Origin of the sequence: Pelagibacterium sediminicola, from assembly GCF_003390885.1 — a bacterium.
In the GTDB taxonomy this organism is placed as follows: domain Bacteria; phylum Pseudomonadota; class Alphaproteobacteria; order Rhizobiales; family Devosiaceae; genus Pelagibacterium; species Pelagibacterium sediminicola.
The window spans coordinates 267,553-283,896 of the sequence record NZ_QMEL01000001.1 but is presented as its reverse complement, the minus strand read 5'-3'; the positions used below and the strand labels follow the sequence as shown (position 1 = coordinate 283,896).

Genomic DNA, 16,344 nt, shown 5'->3' with positions numbered 1-16,344 from the left:
CTCATGGATACATCCGCGCAACAGGCAGCTTCTCCGGCGCCCCAAACGGGGGCGCTCACGCCCATGATGGCGCAGTATTTCGAGATCAAGGGCGTCAATCCCGGTTATCTCCTGTTCTACCGCATGGGCGATTTTTACGAGCTGTTCTTCGAGGACGCCGAGATCGCCGCCCAGGCGCTGGGCATCACCCTCACCAAAAGGGGCAAGCACCAGGGCGAGGATATTCCCATGTGCGGGGTGCCGGTCCACGCCGCTCAGGACTATCTCAAGAGGCTGATCGGACTGGGCCACCGCGTCGCGGTCTGCGAGCAGGTCGAGGACCCCGCCGAAGCCAGAAAACGCGGGTCGAAATCGGTCGTCAGGCGCGATGTCGTAAGGCTCGTGACCCCCGGCACCCTCACCGAGGACGACCTCTTGCCCCGGGGCGGCAACAATTTTCTTCTCGCCATCGCCCGCATCCGGCACGGGGACGAAGGCTTCGCGCTCGCCTGGACCGACATTTCGACCGGTGAGATGCTGGTCACCGATTGCGCGCCCGAGGCGCTCTCCGACGAGATCGGCCGCATCGATCCCGCCGAAATGATCGCCCCGGCACCCCTTGCCGACGATCTGGCCGCCGAGCGCGCCCTGCCGCCTGATCTCATCTCCCGTCTCCTTGCCCGCGACCCGGACCATTTCGATTCCGAAACGGGCGCGCAAACCCTGCGCGACGCCTTTCCCGGCGCCGTCGATCCCACCGCGTTCTCGCGTCCGGCCCGCGCCGCGCTCGGGGCGCTGATCTCCTATGTCGCCGAGACCCAGAAGGCTTCCGGCGTGGCGCTCCGGCCCCCGCTTTTCCAGCACGGCGCGGCCCATATGCGCATCGACATGGCGACCCGCGCCTCGCTCGAGCTTCTGGTCACCCAGCGCGGGGAAACGAAGGGCGCGTTGCGCGACGCCATAGACATGACCGTCACCCAGGCCGGGGCCCGCGCCTTTGCCCAGCGCCTTGCCGCCCCGCTGGTCGATGCCGAGGCGATCAATGGCCGGCTCGACATGGTCGAGCGGCTGGCGGGCGACACGGAGCTGATCGCCAATCTGCGTGCCGCGCTGAAATCGGCCCCCGACATCGCCCGGGCGCTGACCCGGCTCCATCTCGATCGCGGCGGCCCGCGCGATCTTTCCGCCATCGGGCGCGCCATCGCGCAGGCCCGGACGATCGCGGCAACCCTATCTGCTTCGGTCACCGATCTTGCCCCCCTGCCGCAGGGGCTCACCGGCATCGCCGAAACCCTCGACGGGGCGCCCCAGGATATCGCCGATGAACTGGCGAGGGCGCTCGCCGACGAGGTGCCGCTTTTTGCCCGCGACGGCGGGTTCGTTGCTACCGGATACGACGCCGATCTCGATACCCAGCGCCAGCTCGGCTCGGAAAGCCGCAAGGTCATTGCGCAATTGCAGGCCGAACTCATCGCGCTGACCGACCTCAAATCGCTCAAGATCAAGCACAACAACGTGCTCGGCTTTTTTGTCGAAGTGCCCGCCAGCCATGGCGGCAAGCTGATGAACGGGGCCCACGACAACCGCTTCATCCACCGCCAGACGCTGGCCAACGCCATGCGGTTCACGACCTCCGAGCTTGCCGATCTCGAAGGCCGTATCGCGCGGGCCAACGACATCGCGCTCGGGATCGAAACGAAAATCTTTGCCCGGCTGCGCGAGACGGTACTGGCCCGGTCCCCCCTGCTGCAAGCGGTGGCCGACGCCCTCGCCGCCCTCGACGTCAGCACAGCGCTCGCCCTTCTTGCCGTCGAGCGCGGCTATGCCAGGCCGAAAATCGATACCTCCATGGCGTTCGAGATCGAGGCGGGCCGCCATCCGGTGGTCGAGCGCACCCTCGCGCGCGAGGGCAAGAGTTTTGTCGCCAATGATTGCGCGCTGTCGGGCGATGGCGACGAAGGGGGCCAGCTCTGGCTCGTCACCGGCCCCAATATGGGGGGTAAATCGACCTTTTTGCGCCAGAACGCCCTGATCGCCATCCTTGCGCAGATGGGCGCGTTCGTTCCCGCCCGTTCGGCCCATATAGGGGTGGTCGACCGGGTCTTTTCCCGCGTGGGCGCCTCCGACGACATCGCTTCGGGGCGCTCGACCTTCATGGTCGAAATGGTCGAGACTGCTGCGATCCTCGATCGCGCCACCCGCCGGTCTCTCGTCATCCTCGATGAGATCGGACGCGGCACGGCGACGTTCGACGGGCTTTCGATCGCCTGGGCGTGCGTCGAGGCGCTGCACGAGACGACCGGCTGCCGCGCGCTGTTTGCAACCCACTATCACGAACTGACGGCGCTCTCGCAGACGCTTTCGCGGGTTTCCAACCACACGATGAAGGTGCGCGAATATCAGGGCGATGTGGTCTTTCTCCACGAGGTTGGGCCCGGCGCTGCGGACCGCTCCTACGGCATCCAGGTGGCCCGGCTCGCCGGGCTCCCCGCGCCCGTTATCGCGCGCGCGAAAAATGTGCTCGAAACGCTCGAGAACAAGGGCACCGTCAATCCCGCCACGGCGCTCGGCGACCTGCCGCTTTTCGCCCAGACCCCCGCGACCCCGATCTCGCCTCAACCTCGTGATAACCCGGTCCTTGCTATGATCGAGACCGCGCGCCCCGATGAGATGACCCCGCGCGAGGCGCTGGAATGGATTTATGAGCTCAAGAAAGCGCGACATGCCGACGGTGATCGCTGAACGCGAGACGACAAGGACGCGCGCAAAAACGGCCCTCGATGCCGGGACGATCCTTGAGGGCGTCCTCGAAGCGCTGGGCGACACGGACCCTTCGAGCCCCGAGGCCCGCGCGCTGGTGCTCGACCATTTGCGCGTAGCGCTCAAGGCGGCCCGCCAGGCGGCCGAAGCCGAACTGATCGCAACCCATAAGGGGACAAGGTGCGCCCAGGCTATCTGCGCCGCCCAGGACGAGATCGTCCGCGCCGCCCATCTCTGGGCCACAAGCTACGTCTTCCCCCATCACCCCCCCTCCCGCTCCGAGGCGCTGGCCATTGCGGCGGTGGGCGGGTACGGGCGCGGCACGCTGGCGCCGGGTTCGGACATCGACCTCCTGTTCATCCTCCCCGAAAAGCAGACGCCCTGGGGCGAGAGCGTCACCGAATTCGTCCTCTACATGCTCTGGGACCTGGGCCAGAAGGTCGGCCACGCGGTGCGGTCGGTCGAGGATTCGATCCGCATGGCGCGCTCGGACATGACGGTGAGGACCGCAACGCTCGAAAGCCGGTTCCTGACCGGTGACAAGGCGCTGTTTAACCGTATGCGGACCCGGTTCGAGGATGAGATCGTCGCCTCCACCGGCCCCCAGTTCATCGCCGCCAAGATGGCCGAGCGCGACGCGCGGCACGAGGCGCAGGGCAACACCCGCTACGTGGTCGAACCCAACATCAAGGACGGCAAGGGAGGCTTGCGCGATCTCAATACGCTTTACTGGATCGGTAAATATTTCTATCGCGTGGGGACGGCGGCCGAACTGATCGGCAAGGGGGTGTTCTCGCGCGCCGAATACCGGCTGTTCGTGCGCGCCGAGGATTTTTTGTGGGCGGTGCGCTGCAACCTCCATTTTCTCTTGAAGCGCGCCGACGACCGGCTGACCTTCGAGATCCAGCAGGAAATGGCCGAACGGCTGGGCTATGCGGGCCGCGCCGGCATGCTGGGGGTGGAGCGCTTCATGAAGCGCTATTTCCTCGTCGCCAAGGATGTGGGGGATCTGACCCGCATCTTCTGCACCAGCCTCGAATTTACCCACGCCAAGCGGGTCTCGGGCTTCGGGCGCGTCTCCGCTCGGCTCGGGGCGAACCGCACCGTCATTCGCGGGGAAACCGATTTCGTCCTCGAGCACGGCCGTATCACCGTCGCGCGGCCCGAAGTCTTCGAGGACAACCCGGTCAATCTCTTGCGCATCTTCCAGGTGGCGGGCCGCGAGGGGGTGATGTTCCACCCCGACGCGCTCAAGAAGATCACCCGCTCGATGCGCCTGATCGATGCAAGGCTGCGCGCCAGCCCCGAGGCCAATGCGTGCTTTCTCGATATCCTCACTTCCCCCGAATCGGTCGAGCGCGTGCTGCGCCGCATGAACGAATCCGGGGTTTTGGGCCGGTTCGTGCCCGAATTCGGCAAGATCGTCGCCCTGATGCAGTTCAACATGTATCATCACTATACGGTCGACGAGCACCTGATCCGCGCCGTGGGCGTGATGGCCGATATCGAAAACGGCAAGCTCAGGGACGACCTGCCGCTCACCTACGAGCTTCTGCCCCATCTGTCCGACGTGCGCCTCGTCTATGTCGCGCTGTTTTTGCACGATATCGCCAAGGGCCGCCCTCAGGATCACTCGGTGGCCGGCGAGGCCATCGCGCGAAAATTCTGCCCGCGCCTTGGGCTCTCGCCCGCCGAAACCGATACCGTCGCCTGGCTGGTGCGCCATCATCTGGTGATGAGCGAGATCGCGCAAAGCCGCGATATCCAGGACCCCGAAACGGCGAGAAGCTTCGCCGAGATCGTCCAGTCGCCCCAGCGGCTCGCGCTTTTGATGATTCTCACGGCCTGCGACATCAAGGCGGTGGGACCGGGGGTGTGGACCGGCTGGAAGGGCTCGCTCCTGCGCGCGCTTTATTACGCGACCGAACCCCTGCTCTCGGGCGGGCACTCCCAGGTCTCCCAGCGCGACCGGGTGCGCGACGCGCAAGAAGCGCTCAAGACCGCCCTCAGCGACTGGCCCCGGGACGGGCTCGAAGATTATCTCAAGCGCCACTACACCAATTACTGGTTGCGGGCCGAACCCGAGCTTCAGGTCGCCCACGCAAGGATGATCGAACGGGCCCGGGCCCGAAGCTCCGCCTTTGCCGGGTCGATTGCCATCAAGAGCTTTGAATCGATCACCGAAGTGTCGTTTTACACCCCCGACCACCCGCGCCTGCTCTCGCTGATCGCGGGGGCCTGCACCATGTCGGAAGCCTCGATCATCGGCGCGCAGATCTTTTCGACCCGCGACGGGCACGCGCTCGACACCTTCCGCCTGCGTCGCGCCTTTGCCACCGACGAGGACGAAAAGCTCCGCGCCAACCGCATCATCGAAACGGTGAGGGCGCTGCTTGAGGGGCGCAAATACCTGCCCGCCGACCTCGGCCACGGCTCGCGCTACAACAAGCGCCTGCAGCCCTTTTCGGTGCCCACCGAGATCATTATCTCCAATTCGCTGTCGAGGAAATTCACCGTCATCGAGATTTCCGGGCTCGACCGCACCGGGCTGTTGTTCCACCTCACCCGCGTTCTGTCCGATCTCAACCTCACCATCGGCTCGGCCCATATCGGCACCTATGGCGAAAAGGCGGTGGACGTTTTCTACGTCACCGACCTGACGGGCGGAAAGATCGTCTCCAGCACCCGTCAGCGCCGCATTCGCGAGGCGCTCGAAGCGGTGTTTGCCGCCGGCGCGAACGAAAAGGCCCGGCGTTGAACCTCTATCGGAACTTTTTTTCCGTCTCGGCCATGACGCTTCTGAGCCGGGTGTTCGGCTTTGTCCGCGACATGCTGATGGCCGGTGTTCTGGGCGCAGGACCCGCCGCCGACGCCTTTTTCGCAGCCTTCCGCTTTCCCAATCTTTTCCGCCGGCTCTTCGCCGAAGGGGTCTTCAACACCGCCTTCGTGCCGCTTTTCGCCCGCGCGCTCGAGGAGGAGGGGAAAGAAGCGGCCCGCGAACTGGCCGCGCGCATCATCTCCTGGCTCGTGGTCTTTCTCGTCGCCGTCACGGTTCTGGCCGAGATTTTCATGGAAGCGCTGCTCATGCCCTTCGTGCCGGGGTTCCTGAGCGATCCCGAAAAATTCGAGCTGACGGTGCTGCTCACCCGTATCTGCTTTCCCTATCTTGCCTGCATGAGCCTGATGGCCGCCTATGGGGCGATACTGAACGGGCTGGGAAAATTCCTCGCCGCCGCCTTTGCCCCCGTGCTCCTGAACATCGTGACCATCATCGTTCTTCTGGGGTTGGTGCTCTATCAGAGCGGCAATCCGGAATTCGACGCCATCTGGGTCGCGATCGGGGTGATGGCGGGCGGTGTCGTCCAGCTTTTGCTGGTCGTCTGGGCGGTGAGGAAAACCGGCTTTACGCCGCGCTTTTCGCTTCCCCGCATCGATCCCGCAATCCGCCGTTTCTGGTTTCTGGCGGTGCCCGCCATCTTTGCCGGCGGCATCACCCAGATCAATATTTTCGTCGGCACCATCATCGCTTCACAGGCCGACAGCGCCATTTCCTATCTTTATTACGCCGACCGGCTCTACCAGCTGCCGCTCGGCATCATCGGCATCGCCATTTCGGTGGTGCTTTTGCCCGAGCTGGCGCGGCACCTCAAAGGCGGGCGGCTGGCCGAGGCGGACCGCTCCCAGCAATCGGCGCTGCTGATCTCGATGCTCCTGAGCCTTCCCGCCGCCACCGCGCTGGTCGTCCTTGCCGTGCCGGTCATCTCGGTGCTGTTCGAGCGCGGGGCGTTCGATGCGGCGGCAACGCTCGCCACCGCCGATGCGCTCATCGCCTTTGCCTGGGGCCTGCCCGCCTTTGTCCTGATCAAAGTCTTCCAGCCTGGTTTTTTCGCCCGCGAGGATACCCTCACCCCCACGCTCCTTGCGGCCATATCGGTGGCGGTCAATATCGCGGTCTCGCTGGCGCTTTTCCCCGCGCTCGAACATGTGGGCATCGCCATCGCCACCAGCGTCTCGGCCTGGCTCAACACCATCATGCTTGCCGGGCTCTTGTGGCGGCGCGGGCATTTCCAGCTCGGCGCGCCCCAGTTGCGCCGCCACGGCCTCATCCTGGCCGCCGCGCTCATGATGGCGCTGCTCGTCTGGGGCACGTCTTTCGTGCTTGCCCCCTGGCTCGCCCCGCAATCGGGGCTTGTGGCCAAGGGTCTGGCGCTCGCAGCTTTGGTGGGGCTTGGGCTCGTGGTGTATTTCGGCCTCATCCACGTCACCGGCGTCCAGCGGCTCGGGAGTCTGCTGGGGCGCTTGCGGCGGACGGGCTGAGCGGCTAAACCGGCGTTTTCCCGCACCGCCAGGCTCACAAAGAAAAACCATGTCCATCAAAAATCGCGTCTTTTCCGGCATCCAGCCCTCGGGCGACCTGCACTTGGGCAATTATCTCGGCGCCATCCGCCGTTTCGTGCCGCTGCAGGAAACCCACGAGTGCATCTATTGCGTCGTCGACATGCACGCGATCACCGTCTGGCAGGACCCCGACGAGCTTCGCCGCGCCACCCGCGAGGTCGCTAGCGCCTTCATTGCGGCGGGGATCGATCCCAAAGCCCATATCGTTTTCAACCAGAGCCAGGTCATCCAGCACGCCGAACTGGCGTGGGTCTTCAACTGCATCGCGCGGATCGGCTGGATGAACCGCATGACCCAGTTCAAGGACAAGGCGGGGAAAAATTCCGAGAACGTCTCGCTCGGGCTTCTGGCCTACCCCTCCCTGATGGCCGCCGACATCCTGCTCTACAAGGCCAGCCACGTGCCGGTGGGCGACGACCAGAAGCAGCATCTGGAACTGACCCGCGACATCGCGGCCAAATTCAACAACGACTATGCCGCCTCGATCGCCGCGGAAGGGCTTGCCGAAGAGTTCTTCCCCCTGACCGAGCCGCTGATCGCCGGGCCCGCCACGCGCATCATGTCGCTCCGTGACGGGAAAAAGAAAATGAGCAAGTCCGACCCCTCGGACGCCTCGCGCATTTCCCTGCTCGACGATGCCGACGCGATCGCCAAAAAGATCAAGCGGGCGACCACCGACCCCGAACCGCTCCCCTCGGACGAAAAGGGTCTTGAAGGGCGCCCCGAGGCCGACAATCTGGTCGGCATCTACGCCGCGCTCTCGGACAAATCCAAGGCTGACGTCCTCGCCGAATTCGGCGGCGCCGGCTGGGGCGTCTTCAAGCCCGCGCTGGCCGATCTCGCCGTTTCGGTACTCGCGCCCATGGCCGGGGAAATGCAGCGGCTGATCGATGACCCCGAAACCATCGACGCGGTGCTGCGCGAGGGCGCCGACCGCGCCCGGGTGCTGGCCGAGGAGACGATGACCCAGGTGCGCCGGATCGTGGGCTTCATCCGCTAGGATCAGCGTTTTGCTTGCGCCCCGCTCATGGCCTGTGGCAGCATGGCCCCTTCCGGGAACGACGAACGGATGATCGCGCTTGGCCGAGACCCAGGACCACGACGGCAACGACAACGAATACAAACGCAAATTCCTCGTTGTCGTCGATGACACCCCCGAAGCGGCCAAGGCGGTGACCTTTGCCGCCCTGCGCGTGCGCCGTACCGGCGGCACGGTGGTGCTTTTGTCCATCATCGAGCCCGACCACCACCAGCACTGGCTGGGGGTCGAGGAGATCATGCGCTCCGAAGCCTGGAACGCGCTCAATACCCTGCAATCGCGCCAGGTGGCGCGCATCGCCGCCTTCGGCTCGATCAAGGTGGAAAAGGTGATCCGCGAGGGCAAGAAGGTCGACGAGGTGGAAGCCCAGATCGCCGAGGACCCCGATATCGCCATTCTGGTGCTCGCCGCTGCCGATTCCGCCGAAGGCCCCGGCCCGCTCGTCGCCTCGATCGCCACGCGCGGCGCCAATGCCTTCCGCGTGCCGGTGACCGTCGTGCCGGGCACCATATCGGACAGCGACCTTGCCGCCTTGTGCTGAAACCCGGCCCCGCGGCGCCCCCGATCGGCGCCACCCCCTTGCATTTGGCGCTCAAAAGACTATTTTGGAACCATTCTAAAGAGTTTTTCGCCCGCAACGAGGCCCGAGCCATGTTCATCCAGACCGAAGCCACCCCCAATCCGGCAACGCTCAAATTCCTGCCCGGCCGCGAGGTTCTGGCCGGCGAACCGCGCGATTTCCGCGATCCCGGCACCGCCCGCATCTCTCCGCTCGCTTCGGCTGTCTTTCTGGTCGATGGCGTAACGGGCGTGTTCCTGGGCGCCGATTTCGTCTCCGTCACCAAGGACGACGCGGTCGAGTGGTCCCATATCAAGCCCGCCATCCTCGGCGCGGTGATGGAACATTTCATGAGCGGCAAACCGATCCTTGCCGAAAGCGCGGCGGCGGACGCCGCCCCCCGGGTCGAGGAGTTCTTCGAGGACGAGGACGTCGAGACCGTCGAGGTGATCAAGGAATTGCTCGACACCCGCGTGCGCCCTGCCGTTGCCATGGACGGCGGCGATATCATCTTCCGCGGCTATCGCGAGGGTACGGTGTTCCTGCACATGCAGGGCGCCTGCTCGGGCTGCCCCTCGTCCACCGCGACGCTGAAATCGGGCATCGAGAACCTGCTGCGCCATTTCGTCCCCGGCGTCGAACAGGTCCAGCAGATTTAAATTCAGGACAACCTGCCCTTTCGCCCCGGCCACCGGCCGGCGGTACGGGCAAAAAAGCTCCGGCCTCACACCTGAGACCCAAGGCCCTGCAAGCCCAATCCGCTTGCGGGGCCTTGCTTTTGGTTCTATCGGAATGGCCATGACCACGCCCCTGACCCTTGCCATCGACACCTCCCGCGAGCGCCTGCAACTGGCGCTGGTGCTGGCCGACGGCCATGTCGATGCCGACATCGCCGATATCGCAAAGGGCCACGCCGAGATCATCATGGACCGGATCGGGGGGCTGCTTTTGCGCAACGGGCTCGCCCATAAGGACCTTGAACGGGTGGCGGCCACCACCGGCCCCGGCTCGTTCACCGGCTTGAGGATCGGGCTTTCCGTGGCCCGCGGCCTCGGCCTTGCCCTTGATATCCCCGCCATCGGCGTTTCGACCCTCGCCGCCATATCGCTCGGCCACGGGGGCGGGGGCGAGATCATCCTCGATGCGGGGCGCGGCGAGGCCTATGTGCAGCGCTTTTCGGCACCCGGCGTTGCAATGGATGAACCCTGTCTCACCGACCTGTCATCCGCGCTCGCCGCCGCCGCCCGATCGGCCCCCGACGATTGGCGCGTCGATGTCGCCGCCTTGGCCCGCTTCGCCGCCAGTGCCGACCCGCAGGCCTTTCCCTCCGATCCGGTCTATATCCGCCCTGCCGATGCCAAGCCCCAGACGAGGGGCAAGGTGGCGCGCCGATGAGCATCTGGATGGCGCCCGGCGGGCTGCATGTCGCGCTCGGGGAACCCCGCGACGCCCAAGCCCTGGCAAAAATCCACGCGGCGGGGTTTTTTCGCGGCTGGCCGAAAAACGATTTCGCCTCCTATCTCGCCGATCCCCGTATCACCCCCGCCTATGTCGTGATCGACAAACGCCGTGCGGTCCACGGTTTTCTGATGCTGCGGCTTGCCGGCGATGAGGCCGAACTGTTGACCATCGCCGTCGATCCCGCGCGGCGCGGCAGGGGGCTGGGGCGGGCGCTCCTCGAAGCGGGATTTTCGGACCTCGCGGCCACCCCGATAAGGCGCATGTTCCTCGAAGTCGATGAAACCAACGCCAGCGCCATAGCGCTTTATGATCGCTTCGGGTTCACCCGCATCGGCACCCGCAAGGGGTATTACCCCAAGGCCGACGGGAGCGCGGCGACCGCGCTTGTCATGCGCGCCGATCTCGGCTAACCCGATACCGTCACGACAAAGGCGGGAGTGGCGCATGGGAACGGGTCCGGCCGCTGAGGCAACCCTTGAAGAGCAGTGCGTTGCGCGCAACATGCGCATGACCGAGCAGCGCCGGGTGATCGCCCGCGTGCTCGAGGCCGCGTCCGATCATCCGGACGTCGAGGAACTCTACCGCCGCGCCGCCGCGATCGACCCGAAAATCTCGCTTTCGACCGTTTACCGCACCGTCAACCTGTTCGAGGAAGCCGGGCTCGTCACCAAGCACGATTTCAAGGACGGCCGGGCGCGCTTCGAGCAGATCCCCGACGAACACCACGACCACCTGATCGACATCCGCTCGGGCAAGGTCATCGAATTCCGCAACGAGGAAATCGAGGCGATCCAGGAAGTGATCGCCAAGAAACTCGGCTACAAGCTGGTCGACCACCGGCTCGAACTCTACGCGGTGCCGCTCGGTGACAAGGATGGTTAACGCGGGTGCCGGAGGCTTTGCGCGCTGTAGGCTGATCCGGCCTTGGCCTCATGCATCGCAGCACCCCTCATCCGAGCTTTCGCTTACGCGAAAGCCCACCTTCTCCCTCAAGGGGAGAAGGGGATTCCGTGGATGTTTCGGCTCTTGAGCTCCCCTCTCCCCTTGAGGGAGAGGGGCCGGGGGTGAGGGGTGCGGCGCGCAAGCGCCGTCACCGGTTCCTCAATTGATCCTCCGCGTTCTCTATCTCTCCTTCCTCACCATCCCCTTCCTCCTCGTCGGCGCGCCCGTCCAGTTCGTGCTCATCAAGGCCGTCCCGCGTCTGTCGCACCTCCTGCCGCAACTCTTCCTGCGTCTGGTCGCCTTCGGGCTGGGCCTCAAGATCACCGTCCACGGCAGGCCGGCCGCCGGTCCGGTGCTGCTTTTATCCAACCACATCTCCTGGCTCGACATCGTTGCGATCGGCGCCACGGTGCCCGTGCGGTTCGTCGCCAAATCCGAGGTCGCGGCCTATCCGCTGGTGGGGCTTTTCGCGCGGCTGCAGCGGACCATCTTCGTTGATCGCGCCAGAAGGGCCGAGACGGGCCGCATAGCGCGGGAAATGAGCGGCGCGCTTGGGGCGGGCGATGCCGTGCTGCTCTTTGCCGAGGGCACCTCCGATATCGGCACCCACGTCCTGCCCTTCAAATCCGCCCTGGTCGGCGCGGCGGAAAAGGCGATTGCCGCAAGGGGCGGCAAAGCCGTCGCCATCCAGCCGCTCGCCATCGCCTATGGCGCCATCTCGGGCCTGCCGCTGTCGCGCAACGAGCGGGGAAAGATCGCGTGGGTGGGCGCTATGGGGGTTCATGACAATCTGGGCGCCATCCTCGGTTCGGGGCTCAAATCGGTCTCCATCGCCTTTGGCGCGCCGCTTGCCGGCCAGAATGGCCGCAAGGCGCTGGCCCGGCAAGCCGAGGGGCAGGTGCGGCAAATGCTCGTTGCGCTCAACCGTGGACTGGCTTTGCCAAGGGCGGGGGATTGATGTAAAGGGGCGCAATGAGCGCGAAATCCACACCCCGGAACCAGCCCAGAAAGGTCTTCATCAAGACCTATGGCTGCCAGATGAATGTCTATGACTCCGATCGCATGGTCGATGCGCTGGGCGCCGATGGCTATGTCGAGACCAAGGTGATGGACGACGCTGATCTGGTTTTGCTCAACACCTGCCATATCCGCGAAAAAGCCTCCGAGAAGGTGTTTTCGGAACTGGGCCGCATCCGCGATTTCCGCGATGAACGCGGGGCGGGGGCCAAAAAAATGCTGATCGGGGTCGCCGGGTGCGTCGCCCAGGCCGAAGGCGAGGAGATCATGGCGCGCGCGCCCGCCGTCGATCTCGTCATCGGCCCGCAATCCTACCATCGCCTCCCCGATCTCGTCTCCAGAGCCCATAACGAGCGCGTGATCGACACCGAATTTCCCGAGGAAGACAAGTTCGCGCATCTGCCCGCCCCCAAAAGGGAGGTGACGATCGCGCGCGGTCTCACCGCCTTCCTCACCGTTCAGGAAGGATGCGACAAGTTCTGCTCGTTCTGCGTCGTTCCCTATACGCGCGGCGCCGAAGTCTCACGGCCCGTCGCTCAGGTGCTCAATGAAGCCCGCGGGCTGGCCGGGGCGGGCGTGCGCGAGGTGACGCTGCTGGGCCAGAACGTCAACGCCTATCACGGGCTCGATGACAAGGGCCGCCCGGTGGGGCTCGGGGCCCTGTGCCACATGCTCGCGGAAATCGAGGGGCTCGAGCGCATCCGCTACACCACCTCCCACCCCCGCGACATGGATGACGAACTGATCGCCGCCCACCGCGACCTGCCGCAATTGATGCCCTATCTGCACCTGCCCATCCAGTCGGGCTCAGACGGTATCCTCAAGGCCATGAACCGCAGGCACACGGCGCGCCAGTATCTCGACCTCATCGATCGCATCCGCGCGGCGCGTCCCGATATCGCGCTTTCGGGCGATTTCATCGTCGGATTCCCCGGCGAGACCGACGCCGATTTCGCCGATACGCTGGCGATCGTCGAAAAGGTCGGCTACGCCTCGGCCTATTCGTTCAAATATTCCATCCGCCCCGGCACGCCCGGCGCCGAAATGGACAATCAGGTCGACGAGGCGGTGAAAACCGAGCGGCTTGCCGCCCTTCAGGCGGCCATCACCCATAAGCAGCAGGCGTTCAACGCCGGCTGTGTGGGGCTGACCCTGCCGGTTCTGATGGAAAAGCCCGGCCGCATGCCCGGTCAGGTCGCCGGACGCTCGCCCTATCTCCAGCCCGTCCACGTTATGGCGGACGCCGCGCTGATCGGGCAGATCGTGCCGGTGAACATCACCGCGCAGGGAAAAAATTCACTTTCGGGCACAATTGTCACAGCGGATCGATTGGCTGTCTGATAGCGTTGTTGGGTGTTGGCGGCCCCATTGCCGTCCGGAGCTTGGCGTTTGATACGAAATCTGCGGCCCGACCGATCCCCCGCCTCCAGCCTCGAACTGGCCTTCGAGGATAACCGGCTCGTCTCCCAGCTTTATGGCGAATTCGACCAGAACCTCGCCCTCATCGAGCAGCGACTCGGGGTGGAGGCCAATTCGCGCGGCAACCACGTCATGCTGCGCGGCGGGCCGGGCCCGGTCGATCAGGCGCGCCGCGCGCTCGAATCGCTTTACGACATGCTCGAGGAGGGCAAGCCGGTTTCCCCCGGCGACGTCGATGCGGTGATCCGCATGATCGAGACCGAGGACAGCCAGCTTTCGCTCCCCACGCTCGAGAAAAAGGGCAAGGTGCGCATGGCCCAGATCGCCACGCGCAAGGCGACCATCGTTGCAAGAAACCCCGCCCAGGACGGCTATATCCGCGCCATGGACCGGTTCGAGCTGATCTTCGGGGTCGGCCCGGCGGGCACCGGCAAGACCTATCTGGCCGTGGCATACGCCGCAACGCTGCTCGAGCGCGGCGAGATTTCGCGCATCATCCTCTCGCGCCCGGCCGTCGAGGCAGGCGAGCGGCTGGGATTCCTGCCCGGGGATCTCAAGGAAAAGGTCGATCCCTATCTGCGTCCGCTTTACGACGCGCTTTACGACATGATGCAGCCAGAGGTGGTCGAGCGCTGTCTGGTGGCGGGCACCATCGAGGTCGCCCCGCTCGCCTTCATGCGTGGGCGCACGCTCTCCAACGCGGCGGTCATTCTCGATGAGGCCCAGAACACCACCTCGATGCAGATGAAGATGTTTTTGACCCGGCTGGGCGAGAATTCGCGCATGATCGTCACGGGCGACCCCACCCAGGTCGATCTACCGCGCGGGGAGAAATCGGGGCTGGTCGAGGCCCTGCACCTGCTTTCAGGCGTCGAGGGCATCCACATCTCGCGCTTTTCCGACAAGGACGTCGTGCGCCACGAACTGGTCGCGCGGATCGTGCGCGCCTATGAGGGCGCCACCGGAAAGCCGCCATCGGGCGAAGGGCCGCTCGCGGTTTGAGCTTCCCCCTCGAGATCGATATCGCTATCGAGGCGGGCGGCTGGCCCGACGGGCTCGAACCGCTCGCCCAGGGTGCCCTCCGGGCCGCGCTCAAGGGTTCGGGCCATGCCCTTTCCGGGCCCGCCGAATTGAGCGTGCTCCTCACCGACGATGCCCATCAGCGCGCGCTCAACCGCCAGTGGCGGCAAAAGGATGCCTCCACCAACGTCCTCTCCTTCCCCCTGCTCGACCCCGACGCGCCCCTGGAAGGGTTGCTGGGCGATATCTCTCTTGCCCATGAAACGCTGTTGCGCGAGGCGGACGCGCTTTCAAAGCCTTTTGAAGATCATTTCGTCCATCTTCTGGTCCACGGCATGCTCCATATTCTGGGCTTCGACCACGAGACCGAAAGCGAGGCTCTTGTCATGGAACGACATGAGACCGATATTATGCTGGAATTGGGCTATGCCGATCCTTATGATGGGCAGGAGCTTTTATGAGGGCCGTGCCGCCCTTTTTCAGAACGGCACGATGCGCAATGTGAAATGGAGTGCCGCCGGATCGGACGCCTCGAGTGAGATTCGCGAAAAGTTGCAGACTTTTCCGGTTCGATCTCACGACCAAGCAAAAACGAGCTGTCCTCCGCACCCCGCAATGAACGACATAGATCAACCTAGCGCCGCGGCGCAACGGCCGCATCGCCCCTCGGGCGACAACACTTTACCCACAAATGACAAGCGCCCCTCGATATGGGCAAGGCTGCGCGCGCTCCTGTCGGCGCGCTCATCCTCGCTGCGCGCCGAGATTCAGGAGGCGCTCGAGGCCCCCGAGCAGACCGAGGAAGACGGCTTTTCGGCCTCCGAGCGCACGATCCTGCAAAACGTGCTCAAGCTGGGTGACATGCGCGTCGAGGACGTGATGGTGCCGCGTGCCGATATCGAGGCGGTGGATGCCCAGGTGATGGTGGGCCAGGTCATCGCCCGGTTCCGCGAGGCGGGCCATTCGCGCATGCCGGTGTTCGAGGAAAGCCTCGACAATGTCGTGGGCATGATCCACATCAAGGACGTGCTCGACCGGGTGACCGAGGCGGCAAAGCCCGCCGCCGGAAACGGCAATGGCAGCGGCGCTGCAACCAGCCCCGTCAAGTTCGTCACGCCCGCCCTCAAGCAAAAGATCGGCAAGCTCGATCTGGTGCGCAAGGTGCTGTTCGTGCCGCCCTCCATGCCCGTGACCGATCTTCTGGCCTCCATGCAGGCCACCCATATCCATATGGCCGTGGTGGTGGACGAATATGGCGGCACCGACGGGCTGGCGACCATCGAGGACCTGCTCGAAGCGGTGGTCGGCGACATCGAGGACGAGCACGACGAGGACGATTCGGCCGCCCTCAAGACCATCGACGAGGACACCTTCCTTGCCGACGCGCGGGTCGAGCTGACCGAACTGATCGAGACCATCGGCTCCGACTTCGACCCCGGCGCCTATGCCGAGGACGTCGATACGCTGGGTGGACTGATCTTTGCGCTGGCCGGGCGCGTGCCGGTGCGCGGTGAGGTGGTTTCAAAGCTCAAGGGTTTCGAGTTCGAGATCACCCGCGCCGACCCCCGCCGCGTGCGCCAGGTCCGCATCACCCGCAAAAAGCGCAAGCAACGCCTCCTGATCGCCGGCCCCAAGACCGAAGCCGCCCCCGAGCAGCGGGTGGCCCAATAGGCGCGCAGCCCCAAGGGACCGTGGTTGTGTCAGCCGCGGTCTGGACCCCGGGAATGAATCCCGGGGTGACTTTGAAGAG

14 protein-coding genes are annotated in these 16,344 nt (G+C 65.0%); all 14 read left to right on the top strand.

Annotated features, from left to right (window positions below; all coding sequences use genetic code 11):
* The first annotated feature begins 3 nt into the window (after positions 1–3).
* The 14 genes from mutS (at position 4) to DQG18_RS01245 (ending at position 16,265) form a co-directional block, all read left to right on the top strand.
* Positions 4–2,721, top strand: a complete 2,718-nt coding sequence (mutS, locus tag DQG18_RS01310) for a DNA mismatch repair protein MutS (protein WP_116652413.1) — start codon at positions 4–6, stop codon at positions 2,719–2,721.
* The gene (locus DQG18_RS01305; protein WP_245958331.1) at positions 2,681–5,497 is read left to right on the top strand and encodes a [protein-PII] uridylyltransferase; all 2,817 of its coding nucleotides are present in this window, start codon (positions 2,681–2,683) and stop codon (positions 5,495–5,497) included. The genes mutS and DQG18_RS01305 overlap by 41 nt, the downstream gene beginning before the upstream one ends.
* Positions 5,494–7,056, top strand: coding sequence for a murein biosynthesis integral membrane protein MurJ (murJ, locus tag DQG18_RS01300; protein ID WP_116652411.1), 1,563 nt, complete (start codon positions 5,494–5,496; stop codon positions 7,054–7,056). Before DQG18_RS01305 ends, murJ begins: the two co-directional genes overlap by 4 nt.
* A gap of 49 nt (positions 7,057–7,105) precedes the next feature.
* Positions 7,106–8,137 carry a tryptophan--tRNA ligase gene (gene trpS / locus DQG18_RS01295; protein ID WP_116652410.1) on the top strand — a complete coding sequence of 344 codons (1,032 nt, stop codon included), beginning with the start codon at positions 7,106–7,108 and terminating at the stop codon, positions 8,135–8,137.
* A 79-nt stretch (positions 8,138–8,216) separates the two neighbouring features.
* The gene (locus DQG18_RS01290; protein ID WP_116652409.1) at positions 8,217–8,717 is read left to right on the top strand and encodes a universal stress protein; all 501 of its coding nucleotides are present in this window, start codon (positions 8,217–8,219) and stop codon (positions 8,715–8,717) included.
* Between the two features lie 110 nt (positions 8,718–8,827).
* Complete coding sequence (locus DQG18_RS01285; protein ID WP_116652408.1) at positions 8,828–9,394, top strand: NifU family protein; 567 nt, start codon at positions 8,828–8,830, stop codon at positions 9,392–9,394.
* 139 nt (positions 9,395–9,533) lie between these two features.
* On the top strand, positions 9,534–10,130 hold the full coding sequence (gene tsaB, locus DQG18_RS01280; RefSeq protein ID WP_157969954.1) for a tRNA (adenosine(37)-N6)-threonylcarbamoyltransferase complex dimerization subunit type 1 TsaB: 597 nt from the start codon (positions 9,534–9,536) through the stop codon (positions 10,128–10,130).
* Entirely contained in the window at positions 10,127–10,606 is a 480-nt protein-coding gene (gene rimI, locus DQG18_RS01275) for a ribosomal protein S18-alanine N-acetyltransferase (protein WP_116652406.1), read from the top strand. Before tsaB ends, rimI begins: the two co-directional genes overlap by 4 nt.
* A gap of 34 nt (positions 10,607–10,640) precedes the next feature.
* Complete coding sequence (locus DQG18_RS01270) at positions 10,641–11,078, top strand: Fur family transcriptional regulator (RefSeq protein WP_116652405.1); 438 nt, start codon at positions 10,641–10,643, stop codon at positions 11,076–11,078.
* Positions 11,079–11,301: 223 nt separating this feature from the next.
* Positions 11,302–12,096 (top strand): lysophospholipid acyltransferase family protein, encoded by a 795-nt coding sequence (locus tag DQG18_RS01265; protein ID WP_116652404.1) that lies wholly within the window; start codon positions 11,302–11,304, stop codon positions 12,094–12,096.
* 14 nt (positions 12,097–12,110) lie between these two features.
* A complete protein-coding gene (gene miaB, locus DQG18_RS01260) occupies positions 12,111–13,496 on the top strand; it encodes a tRNA (N6-isopentenyl adenosine(37)-C2)-methylthiotransferase MiaB (protein WP_116652403.1) in 1,386 nt (461 codons plus the stop codon).
* Between the two features lie 48 nt (positions 13,497–13,544).
* Positions 13,545–14,576: a PhoH family protein gene (locus DQG18_RS01255; protein WP_116652402.1), complete on the top strand. Its 1,032-nt coding sequence runs from the start codon at positions 13,545–13,547 to the stop codon at positions 14,574–14,576.
* Positions 14,573–15,055: an rRNA maturation RNase YbeY gene (gene ybeY / locus DQG18_RS01250; protein ID WP_116652401.1), complete on the top strand. Its 483-nt coding sequence runs from the start codon at positions 14,573–14,575 to the stop codon at positions 15,053–15,055. The genes DQG18_RS01255 and ybeY overlap by 4 nt, the downstream gene beginning before the upstream one ends.
* A gap of 154 nt (positions 15,056–15,209) precedes the next feature.
* Positions 15,210–16,265 carry a hemolysin family protein gene (locus tag DQG18_RS01245; protein ID WP_245958330.1) on the top strand — a complete coding sequence of 352 codons (1,056 nt, stop codon included), beginning with the start codon at positions 15,210–15,212 and terminating at the stop codon, positions 16,263–16,265.
* The last annotated feature ends 79 nt before the right edge of the window (positions 16,266–16,344 follow it).

Bases quoted from the DNA above. Each gene is read 5' to 3' on its own strand.
- DQG18_RS01305 (WP_245958331.1), top strand. From the start codon at position 2,681: ATGAGCTCAAGAAAGCGCGACATGCCGACGGTGATCGCTGAACGCGAG.
- DQG18_RS01285 (WP_116652408.1), top strand. From the start codon at position 8,828: ATGTTCATCCAGACCGAAGCCACCCCCAATCCGGCAACGCTCAAATTC.
- trpS (WP_116652410.1), top strand. From the start codon at position 7,106: ATGTCCATCAAAAATCGCGTCTTTTCCGGCATCCAGCCCTCGGGCGAC.
- mutS (WP_116652413.1), top strand. From the start codon at position 4: ATGGATACATCCGCGCAACAGGCAGCTTCTCCGGCGCCCCAAACGGGG.
- tsaB (WP_157969954.1), top strand. From the start codon at position 9,534: ATGACCACGCCCCTGACCCTTGCCATCGACACCTCCCGCGAGCGCCTG.
- DQG18_RS01245 (WP_245958330.1), top strand. From the start codon at position 15,210: ATGAACGACATAGATCAACCTAGCGCCGCGGCGCAACGGCCGCATCGC.
- DQG18_RS01270 (WP_116652405.1), top strand. From the start codon at position 10,641: ATGGGAACGGGTCCGGCCGCTGAGGCAACCCTTGAAGAGCAGTGCGTT.
- miaB (WP_116652403.1), top strand. From the start codon at position 12,111: ATGAGCGCGAAATCCACACCCCGGAACCAGCCCAGAAAGGTCTTCATC.
- rimI (WP_116652406.1), top strand. From the start codon at position 10,127: ATGAGCATCTGGATGGCGCCCGGCGGGCTGCATGTCGCGCTCGGGGAA.